This is a genomic window from Desulfosporosinus lacus DSM 15449 (genome assembly GCF_900129935.1).
Classification (GTDB): domain Bacteria; phylum Bacillota; class Desulfitobacteriia; order Desulfitobacteriales; family Desulfitobacteriaceae; genus Desulfosporosinus; species Desulfosporosinus lacus.
This window is the reverse complement of sequence record NZ_FQXJ01000010.1, coordinates 158,494-174,907: the sequence shown is the minus strand read 5'-3', so window position 1 is coordinate 174,907 and position 16,414 is coordinate 158,494. Positions and strand designations below refer to the sequence as shown.

The 16,414-nt window shown below is 39.7% G+C and carries 13 protein-coding genes, 1 rRNA gene and 1 pseudogene; 12 read left to right on the top strand and 3 right to left on the bottom strand.

Annotated features, from left to right (window positions below; genetic code table 11):
* The first annotated feature begins 43 nt into the window (after positions 1–43).
* A 5S ribosomal RNA gene (gene rrf / locus BUB11_RS15135) occupies positions 44–159 on the top strand.
* A gap of 960 nt (positions 160–1,119) precedes the next feature.
* Here rrf and BUB11_RS15130 read toward each other — a convergent pair.
* Both BUB11_RS15130 and BUB11_RS15125 read right to left on the bottom strand, forming a co-directional pair.
* Positions 1,120–1,731 (bottom strand): annotated as a pseudogene (locus BUB11_RS15130) (APC family permease); the annotation flags it as partial.
* Between the two features lie 242 nt (positions 1,732–1,973).
* The gene (locus BUB11_RS15125; protein WP_073030595.1) at positions 1,974–2,582 is read right to left on the bottom strand and encodes a nitroreductase family protein; all 609 of its coding nucleotides are present in this window, start codon (positions 2,580–2,582) and stop codon (positions 1,974–1,976) included.
* Between the two features lie 242 nt (positions 2,583–2,824).
* Here BUB11_RS15125 and BUB11_RS15120 point away from each other — a divergent pair, with 242 nt between their 5' ends.
* The 3 genes from BUB11_RS15120 (at position 2,825) to BUB11_RS15110 (ending at position 4,371) form a co-directional block, all read left to right on the top strand.
* Positions 2,825–3,445: a DUF3786 domain-containing protein gene (locus BUB11_RS15120; protein ID WP_073030594.1), complete on the top strand. Its 621-nt coding sequence runs from the start codon at positions 2,825–2,827 to the stop codon at positions 3,443–3,445.
* Positions 3,446–3,618: 173 nt separating this feature from the next.
* Positions 3,619–3,996, top strand: coding sequence for a hypothetical protein (locus BUB11_RS15115; protein WP_073030593.1), 378 nt, complete (start codon positions 3,619–3,621; stop codon positions 3,994–3,996).
* Positions 3,997–4,191: 195 nt separating this feature from the next.
* On the top strand, positions 4,192–4,371 hold the full coding sequence (locus tag BUB11_RS15110; RefSeq protein ID WP_073030592.1) for a transcriptional regulator: 180 nt from the start codon (positions 4,192–4,194) through the stop codon (positions 4,369–4,371).
* Between the two features lie 224 nt (positions 4,372–4,595).
* Here the strand turns inward: BUB11_RS15110 and BUB11_RS15105 are convergent, their stop codons facing one another.
* Positions 4,596–5,072 (bottom strand): DUF456 domain-containing protein, encoded by a 477-nt coding sequence (locus tag BUB11_RS15105; RefSeq protein WP_073030591.1) that lies wholly within the window; start codon positions 5,070–5,072, stop codon positions 4,596–4,598.
* An 887-nt stretch (positions 5,073–5,959) separates the two neighbouring features.
* Here BUB11_RS15105 and hflX point away from each other — a divergent pair.
* The 8 genes from hflX to BUB11_RS15065 all read left to right on the top strand — a co-directional run bounded on the left by hflX (position 5,960) and on the right by BUB11_RS15065 (position 16,268).
* A complete protein-coding gene (gene hflX, locus BUB11_RS15100) occupies positions 5,960–7,216 on the top strand; it encodes a GTPase HflX (RefSeq protein ID WP_073030590.1) in 1,257 nt (418 codons plus the stop codon).
* 152 nt (positions 7,217–7,368) lie between these two features.
* Positions 7,369–8,265 carry a macrolide 2'-phosphotransferase gene (locus BUB11_RS15095; protein ID WP_073030589.1) on the top strand — a complete coding sequence of 299 codons (897 nt, stop codon included), beginning with the start codon at positions 7,369–7,371 and terminating at the stop codon, positions 8,263–8,265.
* 197 nt (positions 8,266–8,462) lie between these two features.
* On the top strand, positions 8,463–9,407 hold the full coding sequence (locus tag BUB11_RS15090; protein ID WP_073030588.1) for an AAA family ATPase: 945 nt from the start codon (positions 8,463–8,465) through the stop codon (positions 9,405–9,407).
* 3 nt (positions 9,408–9,410) lie between these two features.
* Complete coding sequence (locus BUB11_RS15085) at positions 9,411–10,532, top strand: DUF58 domain-containing protein (protein ID WP_073030587.1); 1,122 nt, start codon at positions 9,411–9,413, stop codon at positions 10,530–10,532.
* Positions 10,533–10,771: 239 nt separating this feature from the next.
* Complete coding sequence (locus BUB11_RS15080) at positions 10,772–11,947, top strand: DUF4129 domain-containing protein (protein WP_345788582.1); 1,176 nt, start codon at positions 10,772–10,774, stop codon at positions 11,945–11,947.
* A gap of 69 nt (positions 11,948–12,016) precedes the next feature.
* The gene (locus BUB11_RS15075) at positions 12,017–13,216 is read left to right on the top strand and encodes an NAD(P)/FAD-dependent oxidoreductase (protein ID WP_242947558.1); all 1,200 of its coding nucleotides are present in this window, start codon (positions 12,017–12,019) and stop codon (positions 13,214–13,216) included.
* A gap of 306 nt (positions 13,217–13,522) precedes the next feature.
* Positions 13,523–14,209 carry a response regulator transcription factor gene (locus BUB11_RS15070; RefSeq protein WP_073030585.1) on the top strand — a complete coding sequence of 229 codons (687 nt, stop codon included), beginning with the start codon at positions 13,523–13,525 and terminating at the stop codon, positions 14,207–14,209.
* Positions 14,184–16,268: a sensor histidine kinase gene (locus tag BUB11_RS15065; RefSeq protein WP_073030584.1), complete on the top strand. Its 2,085-nt coding sequence runs from the start codon at positions 14,184–14,186 to the stop codon at positions 16,266–16,268. The genes BUB11_RS15070 and BUB11_RS15065 overlap by 26 nt, the downstream gene beginning before the upstream one ends.
* The last annotated feature ends 146 nt before the right edge of the window (positions 16,269–16,414 follow it).

Below are 16,414 nucleotides of genomic sequence, written 5' to 3'. Positions count from 1 at the left end.
AAGTTCGAACCACGAACATCGTATTTCGAACTACGAGTTGGCATCTGGTGATCATGCCGGAGGGGTTCCACCCGTTCCCATATCGAACACGGAAGTTAAGACCTCCAGGGCCAAGGATACTTGGAGCATAGCTCCTGGGAAAGTAGGTCATCGCCAGGTAACAAGCGAGAGACCATCTCATTCAGAGATGGTCTTTCTTTATGTGTCATCCTTGCCACTTTATCTGGGGCGTCTTAAATTCGTCGGCGCCGACGAATTTGGAGAGTCGGGATTCCACCCGTTCGGATCCACATTGCAGGAGTGTGCGTCACGAGTCGCAGTGTGGCGAAAGGCTCCCCTTCGCCACGAAGCGTTTCTTTGGGGTGGGTGGCTCGGCGATACTGTCCACAGGACACTATCGTGCCTTTCGTATCGCCAGGTAACAAGCGAAAAACTATCTCTTACGAGGTAGTTTTTCTGTGTATAATTATGTATGTGAGGTGGGATGGTCTTCTTAAAAATAAATATATATGATTGTGAACATATTGTTATCCTATGGATTTGAAGCTGATGCTATGTTAGGCTTTAAATAAGGAGTAGAGTTTAAAGGAGAGTGAATAGGTTTTCAATGAACCGGGAATTGATGACGATAACTTTCGGAGAGACTTCCAAGTGATACACGTCTTACGTAAAGAACTATATTCATGCAATATAGTGAAAATAATCACTATCAACCAAATAATTCGTTAACTTCTGTTCCAAGATAGTTATCTGCATAAACTGATGTTTCGGAAGTTATCATTCAATTATCCAATTATCTCATTTTAGATCAAGTGTACCAAGAGGTGTGCAATGAGTGAATAAATACGAAGGGGGCGTCGCTTATGTTAGCATGGATTTCAATGTTTGGATTGTGTATTTTCTTGGGTGCATGTACTGTAGTTATTGCCGCTTCATGTAATAAACTTTATAAGCTGGTTCATAGATTTTAGGAAAAATGAAAAGGGATGAAGTAAGAGGCCAAGCATATCTGTTGACGACTTGCCTAAATGAGGCTTTGAAACTCTGAAACATGGGGACAGGTTTCTTGTTTTGATTAAAAACAAGGAACCTGTCCCCTCCATTTAAACAATAGGAGATTTAAGGAGTTACAGAATTTGGTTTCCTTTCGTAGTTCGTGTACCTTAATAAGGCGACAATAGAGAAAAACAACGGTCCGGCAATACTCCAAATAGTAGAGGACAGATCCCCGTCAATGGCTGGTTGGATGATTGTAAAGAAGTTTGCAAATCCTACTGTGAACGTCACCATTACAGTCCAGATTAAAGCACTGTGGTAACTTTTGAAAATTTTGAAGGGCTTTTTGATCGTTTGATTCTTTTTAAAGGCGGCAAAGGAAGCAGATATAAACATATAGGGCAGTGTCATGGCCACATTAGTCATTAGAACTAGCTTATTAAAGAATTTGACAGCAGCTTCTCCGCCAAAAGATACTAATAAGATCATGGCAACAACAACTGTATATTGTACCCCCATAGCATTTTTAGGCATTCCATCTTCGACTATGGACATTTTTCCCGGCCATAGTTCCTTGGATGTTCCCTCAATTATTTGTTTCAAAGGGGCATACGCTAAGGTGAAGAAGGCTCCAGTTAAGGCTAAGACCGTTGAAATACCAAAAAATCTATCCATCTAGGCTCCCATGGATAATGAGAAAGATTGACTGGCACCAAAGGTATGGGCTATTTGATAGGTAATTCGGAACCAGATGGGAATAGGGCGCGGTTAACAGTGCGTAATGCCACGCAGGTTTTGATCCGTGGTTACCCGAAAGGGCCTACCAACTGGAACCATGCTTATTATTGCTAATCTTGGAAGGAATTTCAGAATAGAACGTGGAAAGTAGTAGAAGTCGTATGCCTTAATTTTAATTGAATTAGCCAATGCTTTTGATAAGTTTACAACTATTGGTCCATAAAGCACATTTGACGGAATTAAACTTCTTTAAGCAAGATCTCACTTAACTCAATTCTAGGACGAGAGGTGGGGTTTTGGTCAGGATAACCTACGGGTAATAAGGCCACAACATTATAATTCTCGCCTAATCCTAGGATCTGCTTTACTTTCTCTTGATCGAACATCATGACCCAACAGGTGCCTAAACCGAGGTCAATAGCACGTAATGTAATGTGATCGATAGCAATGGCTGCGTTTAAGCGAAGATAGGCTTCGGCAGTGGCTTGATCCATTGGGTTACGCTTTGCATAACTTTCTGTGTCCATCTTCTCGAGGGGGGTATCTGTGAAAGCTCCCGCTTCCATGAGTTCTCGCATTCGAGTTCCTAAGCCTCCAAAGGACTCTGTGGACACACAGCATGCGATGACAACGGGCGCTTGACTGACGAATGGTAAAGGAGTAGCTTGGCCTAATTGTCTGCGAGCTTCATCACTTTTAATCACAACAAAGCGTGTAGGTTGAATATTACTGCCAGATGGAGCTAATCGCGCGGATTCGATAAGTTGAGTAATCAGTGATTCTGGAATGGGGTCGGATTTAAATTTTCGAATGCTTCGTCTGGCTTTCATGGCATCAAGTAATTCCATTTAAAACAACTTCTTTCTCAAATTATTTGAATACTTATTATTGGGTAATTATTTGTTGTTTCCAACCTAGAATAGTATTAGGACTATAGTGTCTTCTTATTCCTACGGGTTAAGTCTGGCAACCGATGAACTTCATTGATACCAATAATATAGGAACTTAGTGTGATTCACCAGGTCCTTGGAGCCAAGATGTGTATTTTTGTTTCAAGCGCCTTTGTGCAAAAGGAGAGGGTGGTTGATTAATGGAAACAAATTACCGAGTTGCTTATGATAAATACTGGCAGGACCTAAAAAAAAAGGTACCGGAGGAAATCGCCACACAGCTTGCTGTGACCTACTCTGGAGAAATCCAACAATTCGTTGTGACTTTCTTTAACTCAGAGTATATTTTAGATTGCAAAACTGAGACGATCTACAGGGAAATAGATGGACATGTCCCAGATATTAATGCAGCTATCATAATCTTGAATTACCTTGCCTATGCCAAAACAGCTCAAGAAACCGCTAAAAAATGGGTAAGTTTAAAGGAAATACCCAACGGTGGGATGCTATTTTATCCTGCCTTTCACAAAAGTTCGATCCTAGGCCTTGTCAAGGCATTTGGAGATCAGCCCAAACAATTATTGGCGTGTGCGACTGCTTTAGGTGGAAAAGCTGCATCTTTTGGGGATGCGTCAGCTGTTTTCCAAGCTTTCCCCGAAATTCCCTTGTGTGTGATTGTTTGGGAAGGGGACGAAGAAGTTCAAGCTAATGCCACCATCCTTTACGAGCCGTCCGTTGAACATCTATTGCATATCGAGAGCGTTATCGGTCTCGGCATGTATTTGGCGAGTCAATTAATACGGCGAGCAACTTCATCTTGAGCATTGCCATCTTAGAGATGAACCGCAATAATATTCCGAGAAGATCGTTAATTCAGGCCTGTAGGGGAAAATAGTAGTAGTCAATCCCTAATAAGTATATACTAGACTCAATGTCGTGGAGGTTGAAGCGAATACCTTAGACAAGGATAATTAAAATTGTAGGGAGACTGAAAATGAATTTTGAACAAATTTACTACGCCAATAGCCAACATAAGGGACATTTCTTAGCTCTTTTAACACAGAAAAAATCTAATGAGTCTGGCTATTACTCAGCCTATTACATACTTACTTCAACTAAGGAGATTTGGTCAGCAACAAAAAGATATACCACTCTAGAAGAAATCGATTTCGGCAAAATCTTGGAACAGGGTTTTGCGAGTAATCATAGAGCACTTATTTTGCTTGCTCAACATCTGTTCATGGGAAGTACTAGCTTTGACTTAGATCATGCTTTGGAAAGCTGGGATCAAATCAGTTATAGTGTAGCTTTGCAAGCAATTAAACTGCGATGGACACTTTCGCGAGAGAGTATGGAGGGATTTTTAGAGTAAAGGCTGGAGGAGAAATAATAATGGCTGTATGAAAACTAATGTTGTCATACAGCCATTATTATTTCTCAACTTGTCCTAGCATATAGGCATTTAAAAAAGTGGATAATAGAAAATGAACGTTTACATTTTCAAGTTAAGAATTTAAACTACAAATACGAGCAAATATAGCAACGTTTTTTGAAAGGACTGAGTAAAATGAGTATTAAAGAAGATGTACTAAAAGCAATGAGAGATGCAGGAGAACCTGTAAGTGCGGGAGAAGTAGAGAAATTAACAGGTCTGGACCGTAAAGAAATTGATAAAGCATTTAAGGAATTAAAAAAGGAAGAAGCAATTGTTTCTCCTGTAAGATGTAAATGGGAACCTGCCAACTAAACATCCTGTTTGTTATTGTTTGATAAATGTTGATAAGAATAAAATCCTGTTGCAGATGCGTTGTATCTGCAACAGGAGTCAGTATTTCCAGGGGAATTATTTAGAAGATTAGCGACTATCTAGCGAGGCGGCCTATGTAAATGGCTATTAAAAGGCATATAAACAGGGTTCTTTGCAGTAAGAAATTAATAGAATGTTATTAAAAACGGTTTGCTTTAGTCCCATTAAATACGTATAAAGAAATAAACAATCATTAAGATTTCAGCACATAATTTCAATACTGTCCCACCGAGGATGCCAACCAAAGTACCAAACCCAACACGGATTGCTTGATTTATTTGTATACCACGCAACAATTCAGCCACAACAGCACCAAGGAAGGGGCCAATGACGATACCCAGCGGTGCGAAGAAAATCAAACCAAGGATTGTGCCGATGATTGCACCCCAAGCTGCCTGTTTGCTGCCATTAAAGCGACGTGTGCCAGCAGCAGAAGCAACAAAATCCACGGAAAAGACTAAAACTAGCACTAATGCTTGTAAGAGAAAGAAATTTGCATCTAGTGTTGAAAACTTCGTCATGAACCCATAAAGAAGCATGCCTCCGTAAATCAGGATGGCACCAGGTAAAATAGGCAGTATAGTCCCCAGCAGACCAGCGACAAAAAAGATGATCGATAGAATTAAAGCTGTCGTCTCCAAATTGAGTGCCTCCTTTTATAGCAAGAAGTAAGATGAGACGGGTCTGCTAATCATTTGAATTACTATACTAAAAGTTCGGAAAGGAGTATCTCATCCTCTAAGGATAGCTTAACACAATACATGGAGGATGGGCAATTCCTTATGCCCAAAATTTACAATGGATCAATTAGGACTAATTTAAAATCTTATAGACTTTTGGGCATGGAAGATTTCTATACAAGTTCAACATATGTGTGATATAATATGACTGATTTTAAATGGATGGAGGGTTGTCTTAAAATGGGTATTTGTCATATTAGACTCCGATTTAAATACTTTATGTAACTAATTTAATAGTGCTTAAAGGCTCTACCGCTGTGTAGAGTAATCGGGATTTGGTATGCCTATTTTTAAGAGAACCTTATTAACGATATATACGTATAATGAAATTCGTTAAAGAGGGACCAATCTGCCCTCTTTTTGTTGTATTTTTATATCAATAAATCTCCTTAAAGAATGAGTTATTTCTGGTGCGATTCTTTGAGAGACCTTGCGTTAGTCAGTAAGACGCTTGTTTTGGTATTTTAAGAACAAAATTTCTTTGTACTAGTCAGACCCCCATACCGCTAGCTAGCACCACTAATCAATGGAAAAGTGTGTTGTTGCTTGCGCTAGCCAAGTTTTCTGAACTTTTTAGTAGGCATCTTCCCGTTTACTCATAACACAGGTAACCAGCCTGTGTTTTTTTGTGCTATCAGAAAGTATAAGTGCAACTAGGGCTGCCGCCTTTGGTCCCTTCTCGCCATCCATGGCCAGCGTCTGCGGCTGACAGAATGACTAATACGTGAGAAGACAGTGTCTTCGGGCGCCAGCCAAGTTTTCTTTACATTCAAATGGGAGGAATATATATGGAACAAAAACAAAAAGCGATACTAGTAGGGGTTCAACTTAACAATCAGCAGGACTTTACAGATTCAATGGAGGAATTGTTTAACTTAGCAAATGCGTGTGATCTAGAGGTAGTTGGTGAAAAGATCCAAAAATTGAATGGCTTGAATATATCCTATTATTTAGGCAAGGGTAAAATCCAAGAAGTATTAGCATTATTTGCTGAGAAGAATGCTAATCTAGTAATTTTCAATGATGAGTTATCTCCTTCTCAAATTCGTAACCTAGAGGAAATTTTAGAATGCAGGGTCATAGACCGAACGGTTCTGATTTTGGACATTTTTGCTCAGAGGGCTAAAACCCGGGAAGCCCAACTACAGGTAGAAGTAGCGAAACTACAATATATGTTGCCCAGATTAATTGGTCTGGGAGAATCATTAGGTCGTCAGGGGGGAAGTTCCGGCCTGAAAAACAGAGGCTCTGGGGAGACAAAACTAGAGCTGGACCGTAGAAAGATTGAAGATAGAATCAGTGGATTAAACAAAGAATTGGAGACACTTGTAACTCAACGTCAAAACCAACGGAAAAAGCGTAAAAAGAAAGAGATTCCTGTGATTGCTTTAGTAGGGTACACAAATACAGGCAAGTCAACCCTAATGAATGCCATGATAGATTTATTTAATCCATCAACTGAGAAGCAGGTGTTTGAAAAGGATATGTTGTTTGCCACGTTAGAAACCTCCGTTAGAAGCATTAAGTTACCGGATAATAAATCCTTCTTATTAACGGACACAGTAGGCTTCATAAGTAAATTGCCTCACCATTTAATTAAAGCGTTTCGATCAACGTTAGAAGAAGTTGCAGAAGCCGATCTTCTGATTCACGTCGTTGATTACTCAAATTCTCAGTATAATCAACAAATGAAGGTTACGAGGGAGACCTTAAAGGAGCTTGGAGCAGATAATATTCCTGTTATCTATGCTTACAACAAAACAGATTTGCTCAATGTTGAAATTCCAAAAATTACAGAGGATTGCGTATACATTTCTGCCAAGAGGAAAGAAGGAATTGTTGATTTAGTGAACGTAATTGGGCAAAAGGCTTTCACAGACTATGTCCACTGTGAGATGTTAATTCCGTATGACAAAGGAAATATTGTATCCTATCTGAATGATAATGCAACGATAAAATCAACTCTTTATGAAGGTAGCGGAGTGTTAATATCTTTAGAATGTAAGGAAGCGGATTATGAAAGATATCAACAGTATGTAACCTAAAATAATAATTTCTAGGTGATATATGATGGATATTAACACGAAGATTAGAAAAGCTTCCTAAGACTAGGAAAATTGGTGGGACACTGATGGCTTTCTAAATGTAAACCAACTGCTTGTACGTACGTAATAATATATAGAGGATGTGATGATCAATGAGTAAAACAATAAATCAAGTCATTGAAACAGCGGAAAAACATGGTCTGCAGTTGAAAAAAAACACTTTAGAATTTAATGAATCGGGCCTTGACTTTCAGGTTGTATTTGCAACCGATCTAGAAGGTAATGAGTGGGTGCTGCGTTTTCCCAGGCGTCAAGATGTTATTCCTAGAACGAAAGTAGAGAAAAATGCCTTAGATCTGGTGAACCAATACTTTACATTTCAAGCGCCAAACTGGTCGGTGTACACAGACGAGCTGATTGCGTACAAGAGGTTATGCGGCATACCGGCAGGTACCATAGATCCTGATACACATGCCTATGTCTGGGAAATTGATGAGAAAAATGTACCGGAGTGCTTTCATCAAACGCTTGGAAAAGCACTGGCGTCGCTGCACAGCATTCCCAATAAAAAGGCAATTGAAGCTGGGTTGGTTGTTCATACTCCAGAAGAGGCAAAACAATCGATGAAAGAGCGTATGGATTCAGTGAAGGCAAAGTTTGGAGTGGGCGAGTCACTATGGAATCGATGGCAGGCATGGCTGAATGATGAAGAAATGTGGCCTAAAGAGACCGGGCTTATTCATGGAGATGTACATGCAGGGCATATTTTGGTGGATAAAAATGCAAATGTGACTGGCTTGATTGATTGGACTGAAGCTAGGGTGACTGATATGTCGAATGACTTTGTTATCTATTATAAGATGTTTGGTGAAGAAGGGCTTGATTCGCTTATTAAGGCCTACAAAGAAGTGGGGGGATATTTTTGGCCGAAGATGAAGTCGCACATCATTGAATTAGTGTCTGCCTACCCAGTTGGAATTGCTGAATTTGCAATAATATCTGGTCTCGATGAATATGAGCAGATGGCAAAAGAAGCATTAGAGATTTGACCTGCCGGAACCAACTGACTAAATTGAAACACAATAATCACGGTTCTTAAAAAGCATAGTCTTTTTTCAGAGATGAGAAAAGACTATGCTTTTTTGATAAAAATGATTATTCAAAAAACAATTGATAATTATAATAAGTTGTTATAAAGTTCATACTGAGGCGAAGTTGAAGGTTCTTATAGAAAAGAGGAAGCATAATGTTGCCGAGCAGCTTACAGCGTTTAAAAGAAAATATCTCCGGTATTGTTCTTGGCAAAGAGGATTCTTTGACTCTTTTGTTAGTTGGTTTTATTGCAGAAGGACATGTTCTGATCGAGGATGTTCCTGGTGTGGGCAAGACATTAATAGCCAAAGCCCTAGCTGCTTCTTTAAATGCAGATTTTCACAGGATTCAGTGTACTCCTGACCTAACGCCGACGGATGTCACTGGTTTTTACGTTTTCGACCGCCAAAGTAACAGTTTTTCCTTCCGGGCAGGCCCAGTAGTGACGAATATCCTGCTGGTTGATGAAATCAACCGCACTGTTCCCCGTACTCAGTCCAGTTTGCTGGAGGCAATGGAGGAGAGACAGATAACCATAGACGGACAAACGACCAGACTTCCTCACCCATTTTTCGTGGTGGCCACCCAAAACCCCATTGAACATGATGGAACCTTCCCACTGCCGGAAGCCCAGCTGGATCGCTTTATGTTAAAAATTTCTATGGGTTACCCAAATGCTGAAGATGAGGAAAACTTGTTATTAACTCATGGCAAAGAAAATCCTCTCCTGAAGTTGCAAGCAGTGGGCGGAGAGAAGGACGTAAAAGAGTGGCAGGAGCTATCCCGTAATGTTTTTGTGCACCAGTCGATTCGCAGTTACATAATAGAGCTGGTCAGGGCAACCCGCACTCACTCTGCGGTAGCCTTTGGAGCCAGTCCCAGAGCCAGTCTTGCTCTAGTTCGTGCAGCCCGTGCCCTGGCCTTGCTTAGGGGACGAAAATATGTCATTCCTGATGATATAAAATATCTTGCGGGATATGTACTTAACCATCGTTTACTTTTAAAACGAGAGGATCGCCTAAGAGGAGTAAAAGCTGGTCAGGTTTTAGAAGAATTATTGGCTATTATTCCTGTCCCGGTTGAAAAAGACGGTGATTAAAATATGGAAAAACCGTTAGCCATTCCTAACCTTACCTCTGTATTTACCCTATTACTATCAAGGTTTGTTTTATTGATTATATTTCTCTACCTGCTGAAAGTTAGGAACTTTTTACCTGCTTTTTTATTACTTATTATAATTATCATCATTGAAATAGCTAGTCTGTGGTCTAAAGCGGGTTTGTCCAAGTTGAAGGTCGAAACAAAGTTCAAACCTTTGCAATTGTTTCCTGGAGAAGAAACCGTTTTTTCAATATCAATGGAAAACAAAAAATGGTTGCCTGGTCTTTACAACTGGTCACAATCCCTGACTTCAATACTCCAGTTATCCCCTCAAGATCCTGAAACTATGGGAGATATCCAGGGGCAGGTTTATCTCGGCCCGAATGCTAAAACGATTGTTAGTCACCAATTTGCAGTGCACAGGCGTGGGTATTACAAAATTCCTGCGCTCCGTTTGTATTCCCGGGATGTGTTGGGCCTTTTTTATCGTCAAGCATACTGGGGCGGGACTAAGAGTGTGATTGTTTATCCTCGGTTGCTTGCCTTGGAGGAAATCAAGACACATCCTTCCGATTTCAGTGGTTTAGAGCGAGATAAACGGCCATTTTTATTTGATCCTATTATGTTTGTGGGATTAAGAGAATATACACCGGATATGCCAGCTCGGTCCATTCACTGGAAGGCAAGCGCTAAGCAAGATCGGTTGCTGGCTAGAATTATCGAATCATCAGCAAGCCTGCAGATATGTATTGCTATAGATGCCGAGGATTTTATTCAGCCGGAGCCCCAGGAAAATCTTTTTGAAGAGGCACTCTCTGTAGCTGCTTCCCTGGCTGTGTGGGCAGATAATAGCAGAATTCCTTTTGGTCTGATTGCCAACATGCCCAAAAAGGAACAACCTGGAGCGGTCATACTGCCTGTGAATAGAGATTTTGATCAAGTCAGGTTAGTTCTGGAATCTTTGGCTCGTGCTGAATTTGCAGTTTTAGGAAGCTTGGAAGATATCCTGAAATCAGAAGCCTATCATCTGCCATGGGGAACAACCCTAATTGTCATTGGCAGCAGTCCTCCTAAGCATATGCCGTCCGCAATAAGTCAGGTGATATTCTATTCCATCCAGTGAACTCGTTCAGCTAAGTCTCAATGCTTTCAGAGAAAGCAAAACAACAAACCCTGGAGGCTATAAGGAGGCAGAACACGAACATGAGATATCATAATGTCTTTCTCAGGTTGGCTCTCATTTCCTCGGAGACGTGCTTTCTAATCCTTTTGATCTTTTTTTTAATGGGTTTATTTCAAGGGAGTCCTCTTTTAAATCCCTTGTTTTTCTTCGTTCTATCTGGCGTTTTGACATTGATCAATATGATATTGGCAGCTGGAAATTTTCAGCGACTGACCATAGTGGGAATCAATATACTCCTGCTTGGCATATTCGTATCTTCGACAAATTGGCAGACGGGTTTTATCTTGTTCTCGATTCCCCTAGAAGGATTAACTGTTTTCAATATTATTTTGGTTCACAGCTCAATTCTGTGGCTGGGATATCGCTCACTCTATCTGGCTTATCATAAAAGCACTCCTAATGTTTACAGTCATTTTGATTGGTGTATATTCTTAACTTTTTTAGTGTTTATAAGCATGGGTGTTGCTAAGATCTCACTTCCAGGAGGGATTACCTGGATAATCGCTGCCGTTTTCGTTAATCTTCTCCCATTATATATAGATAATAATACCGGTGAGAAGATTAACCCTCTGTCTGGGTGGGTCCTCAGTATAGCAATAACGATGCTTCTATATCTTTCGGCGGAAACCGTTTCCCTTTTTCCTCATATATCGGGGACTGCCGGAGGTGCAATTGATATGTTCGGTAAAGTTCTTCTCTTTTTGGTAAATATTCTGGTCAGCGTATTTTCATTATGGAACAAATTCAGTATTAGCAACACTAGGGCCGATTTGACTGATCAATCGGCAACCAAGCAGAATTTTAATCCTCTGCCCAACGCGGATTCAACCTGGCAACATATCATCTTGCAGGGAGTAACATGGTTCTTGCTGATTATGTTATGCGTTTGTGTAATAATGATCGTCTTTTATTTCATACGCTTTTTGATTTCATGGTTATTTCAACGGCAGGTTGGCAAGAGCCGCAGGGCAGGCTTTAATCCTATATTCTTATGGAAGAATATCTATGCTTCGGTCTTAAAAAACATAAAAAAAGTCAGCAATTTAATCATACTGCTTTTACCTGTCCGCATGTCTACTGATCATGCCTACGGTCAATTACTCCGATGGGGATGCTGGAAAAAGTGTCCTCGGCAAATTGATGAAACTCCTTATGACTATTATCAGAGACTTGCAGACCATTATCCGGAATTAAGTTCGGAGTTAGAGACAATCACTAGTTTTTATGTTGTTTATCGCTATTCTGATGAATGCCCATCTGATCTTATGGTTCCGCAGTTGAAGTCAATGGTACGAAAGGTGTATCTATCAGATTTTTATCGATTGGTTATTAGGATCAAAAGGAAATGCAGTTAAGATGGCGGGTTAAACTATAGACTATTGTGTGGTACGGAGCTGGATTTATCCCTTATTATAAAGGTATTAATGATTAATGATGTGAAATTGGCGGGTGTGAAATTAATGCATATAAATAGTAAAGAGTTGAAGCCAGATATAATCATTATTGGTGCCGGCATTATTGGATTAAGCATTGCCTATCATATTCTGGAGGCGGATTCCAGACTGTCAATAACCATATTGGAAAAGGAAAAGATGCTTGGAATGGGGTCCACTGGCATAGGAACCGGAAGTATACGCCACCAATTTAGCAGTCCTCTGCTCCGGCGCTTGAGTCTTCTGAGCAGGGATTTCTTCCTTAATTTTGAGTCAACTTTTGATACCCCAATTGAGTATCTGGAAAAAGGAGGATTAATGCTGGCTGATAATGAGGTGTTGTGGAATCAATTGCAATTGACGGTTGAAGAAGCTGAGACTGATGGCATTCCTATGAAGTTGCTGGAACAGGAAGAATTGCTAAGGAATTTCCCATACCTTGACAGAGACCGCTTTCAGGGCGGTACATTTTGCCCATGGGATTCCTATGCAGACCCGTATGCGGTTTTGGCAGCGGTTTACGCGGCGGTACGTCGAAAAGGCGCTGATGTTCATTTTGGACGGGAAGCAACGAAAATTATCCTTGATGGAGAGCGGATTAAAGGCGTCGAAACCAAGCAAGGGACTATTTGGAGCCCGCTTATAGTGAATGCCGTCGGTCCCCATGCAGCCCAGTTAGCGGCAACGGCAGGGATTATGCTTCCAGTGCAACCCTTTCGCCGTCAGGTTTACGTCTGCACTAACCCGATTGATGTGCCTCCGAAGACTCCCCTAATTACGGATCTGGCTACTGGTTTCTATTTACATCAGGAAGTCAGCGCTAAGACGGTATTATTAGGAGGAACCGATCAATACACCTGGCCTGGGTTTGAAGAAGGGGTTGATAAGTCTGTGGCTGAAGATTTCTTTACGGCGGTCATGGAGGCAATCCCTTCGACGATCGATATAAAATGGTTGCGGACCTACACGGGTATTTGCGAACAAACGCCTGATTTTCTTCCGATTATTGGCGAAGTACCAGGATTAAACGGGTTTATTTTAGCTAATGGGTTCAGCGGACATGGCTTTATGCATGCTCCTGCCGCTGGTCTCATCGCAGCAGATCTAATCTTGAAAGGCAGAACTGAGCGGATCGATCTTAATTCATTTCAACCGGACCGATTCGACAGATTTTCTCTTCCGGAATCCTAGGGAGTTCACAGCCTGACTTGTTTTCTTGAAGCCCTCTCTTGTTAGAATTCTAGCAAAAGAGGGTTTCTTTGTTTTAAATCAAAGACACTTGGCCATTTAAGGACAGCGATAAGTGAAACCACGGTGATCGCTTGTGCCCTGGAGGATTGGCGTTAGCCTCTCAATTGTTGGTTCCATGGTTAATTGTTAAGAAGTTCTTAAGAATTAGATTAAGATTATCATAAGATTTAGTTGATATCATTACCTAAAGGAAATAATAAAGGGTGTGATATGATTGTATAAACCAATACGTAGGAGTGATACATCATGAATATACTAGTTTGCGATGATGATAAAGAAATATTAGATGCTATAAAAATCTATTTAGAGAACGAAGGCTATAAAGTATTCAGAGCTTCTAACGGACTGGCAGCTCTGGAAGTCGTTGAAGAAAATGAAATACATTTGGTTATTATGGATATTATGATGCCTCAAATGGATGGATTAAGGGCAACTATGAAGATCAGAGAAGATAAAAATATTCCAGTCATTATGCTCTCAGCAAAATCTGAGGATACTGACAAGATAATGGGCTTAAATATGGGGGCTGATGATTATATTACCAAGCCCTTTAATCCTTTGGAATTAATTGCACGAGTGAGGTCTCAGCTAAGAAGATATATGACACTGGGGAGCATGGAAACAAAAAGTAATGTCTATAAAACTGGCGGACTTGTAATAGATGACGAGTGTAAAGTTGTAACGGTTGATGGTGACGAAGTAAAGCTAACTCCCGTCCAATATAAGATATTAAAGCTTTTGACGGCCAATGCGGGAAGGGTGTTTTCCATCGACGAAATATATGAAAAGGTATGGAAGGAAGTTGCCTTTTCTCCGGAAAACACTGTTGCAGTTCATATAAGGAAGATAAGAGAAGGTATAGAAATAAATCCAAAAGAACCGAAATATTTGAAGGTGGTGTGGGGAATTGGATATAAAGTGGAAAAAATATAGCCATTCACTTGTAACAAAGGTTATTGTTTTTATAATTACAGTACTGTGTTTCGCTAGTGCCGTAACAATATTTTTGAATATTGCATTCTTGCATAGGGCTGACTTTGATATTATTTTTGAAAACAGCTATTATCAGGGCAACGATTATCAAAGAGACAGCTCAGAAATCGTTGAAAGTTTGAGAAAAGTACAAAGATATAAGAGCGAGCAATTTATTTTAACTGGCGGAACTCTTACCGAAGAAAAGATTCAAAATGAAGAAAGCAATTTGTTTAGAGAGTTTGAATACAACTCAAGGAGTTATAACCCTAATTTAACGATTGAGGAAAATTTTAAGACATTCAGAGAAGTCTATGCCGATAAAATTTTACAAGCCAAAGATAATTTAATCAAATATGACCTTAATGATTATGACTTAACGATGCAAAGATTAGCTAATTATCAAGGTCTTCTCTATTATGCAAACAGTGGCGGAAATGAATTTACTAATAGCCCAGATAAAGCTAAGAACTATTTCAAATCCCATCCGTCCTATATGATTTTTGATGGATCTGAACGAGAGATATTTCCGCGGGAAATCAACAATAGTAGGGATTATTACTGGGTTAGTGCGAGTATTGATCAAATAGGGTTACAAGACATTATGTATATTGCTTTTACGGAGGATTATTTAAATTCCAAAATTTTAGAATGGAAAGAAAATAAACTATTAATTACTAATGGTCTCTATCAAATAGCGGGCTTTTTACTAGGATTTGCAGCAAGTTTTATATATCTAATATTAGTTACAGGTAGAAGACCAGACCAAGACCAAGAGATTCAACTAAACTTTATCAACAGAATCTATAATGATTTCAACATAGGCATGTGTATTGTGTTGATTGCATTATGGGTTGGGGCTATGGATCAATTGGATAATCTCAAGAGCTTCAAATTAATATTTCCAATCACTTTACTAATAGTTGCCCTTGTTTGCGTATTGGTTCTGTCCTTAGTAAAACATCTTAAAAACAGGACATTTATTAAGCACACCTTGACCTATAGCATCTTTCATAAACTATTTAAATTCATCAACGATATCTACAATAGTGGAAGTATGGCAGTGAAAGTCGTCTTAATAGTAATAGGCTATCCAGTAATAGTAGCCATAACATTCTTTATGTTTCCAATAACGCTTGGAGTAGCAACTTGGTTAGCCTTTAAGAAGGTAAAGGAATTTAATGCCATAAAAGATGGGGTAAAGCGGGTAAAAGATGGAGATATTCACTACACTATCAATGTAGCTGGAGAGGGAGAGCTTGCTAAACTTGCTGCGGATATAAACAGCATCACTGACGGCTTATACAAAGCAGTTGAAAGTGAGACCAAAAGTGAACGGTTAAAAGCAGAATTAATCACTAATGTATCTCACGATATTAGAACTCCCTTAACCTCTATTATCACCTATGTCGATTTATTGAAGCAAGAGAAGGATCAGACAAAGGTCAAAGAATATCTCGAAATAATTGATCAGAAGTCGCAACGATTAAAAGTGTTAACAGAAGATTTGTTTGAAGCAGCTAAGGCTTCAAGTGGGACTATCTTGGTAAATTTCGAAAAAATCGATCTTTTATCGTTAATAACTCAGGGGTTAGGGGAACTTGATGATAAAATACAAGAGAGTAAGTTAGAATTCAAGCTTGGTCACACTAACGATAAAGTATATATCAAAGCCGATGGAAAACTTTTGTGGAGAGCTATCGAGAATTTGTTATCAAATATATTTAAATATGCGCTGGAAGGGTCACGAGTCTATATTGATATTATTGATACAGGCACTGGGGTAACACTGATCATTAAAAATATCTCGGCCTATGAATTAAATATTTCTTCTGACGAGCTAATGGAGCGGTTTAAACGAGGGGATGAATCCAGAAGCAGTCAAGGAAGCGGGTTGGGATTATCGATTGCCAAAAGTCTGATAGAAGTTCAAAAAGGAAGTTTCAATATTGAAATTGATGGAGACTTATTTAAGGCCGTAATACAAATGACCAAAGCAGAATTAAATTTGGAAAAATAGTAAATAAGGGCTAGGGGACAGTCTTCGGAAGAGAATTAATGTTGCTAAAAGGCCTAAGATTGGGAGAGAATGTGCTAAAGCTGCCGTAATTATTTACGGCAGCTTTTTAGTATTTGTATTTAGGCTTGCTAACTAACCCGCTTTTT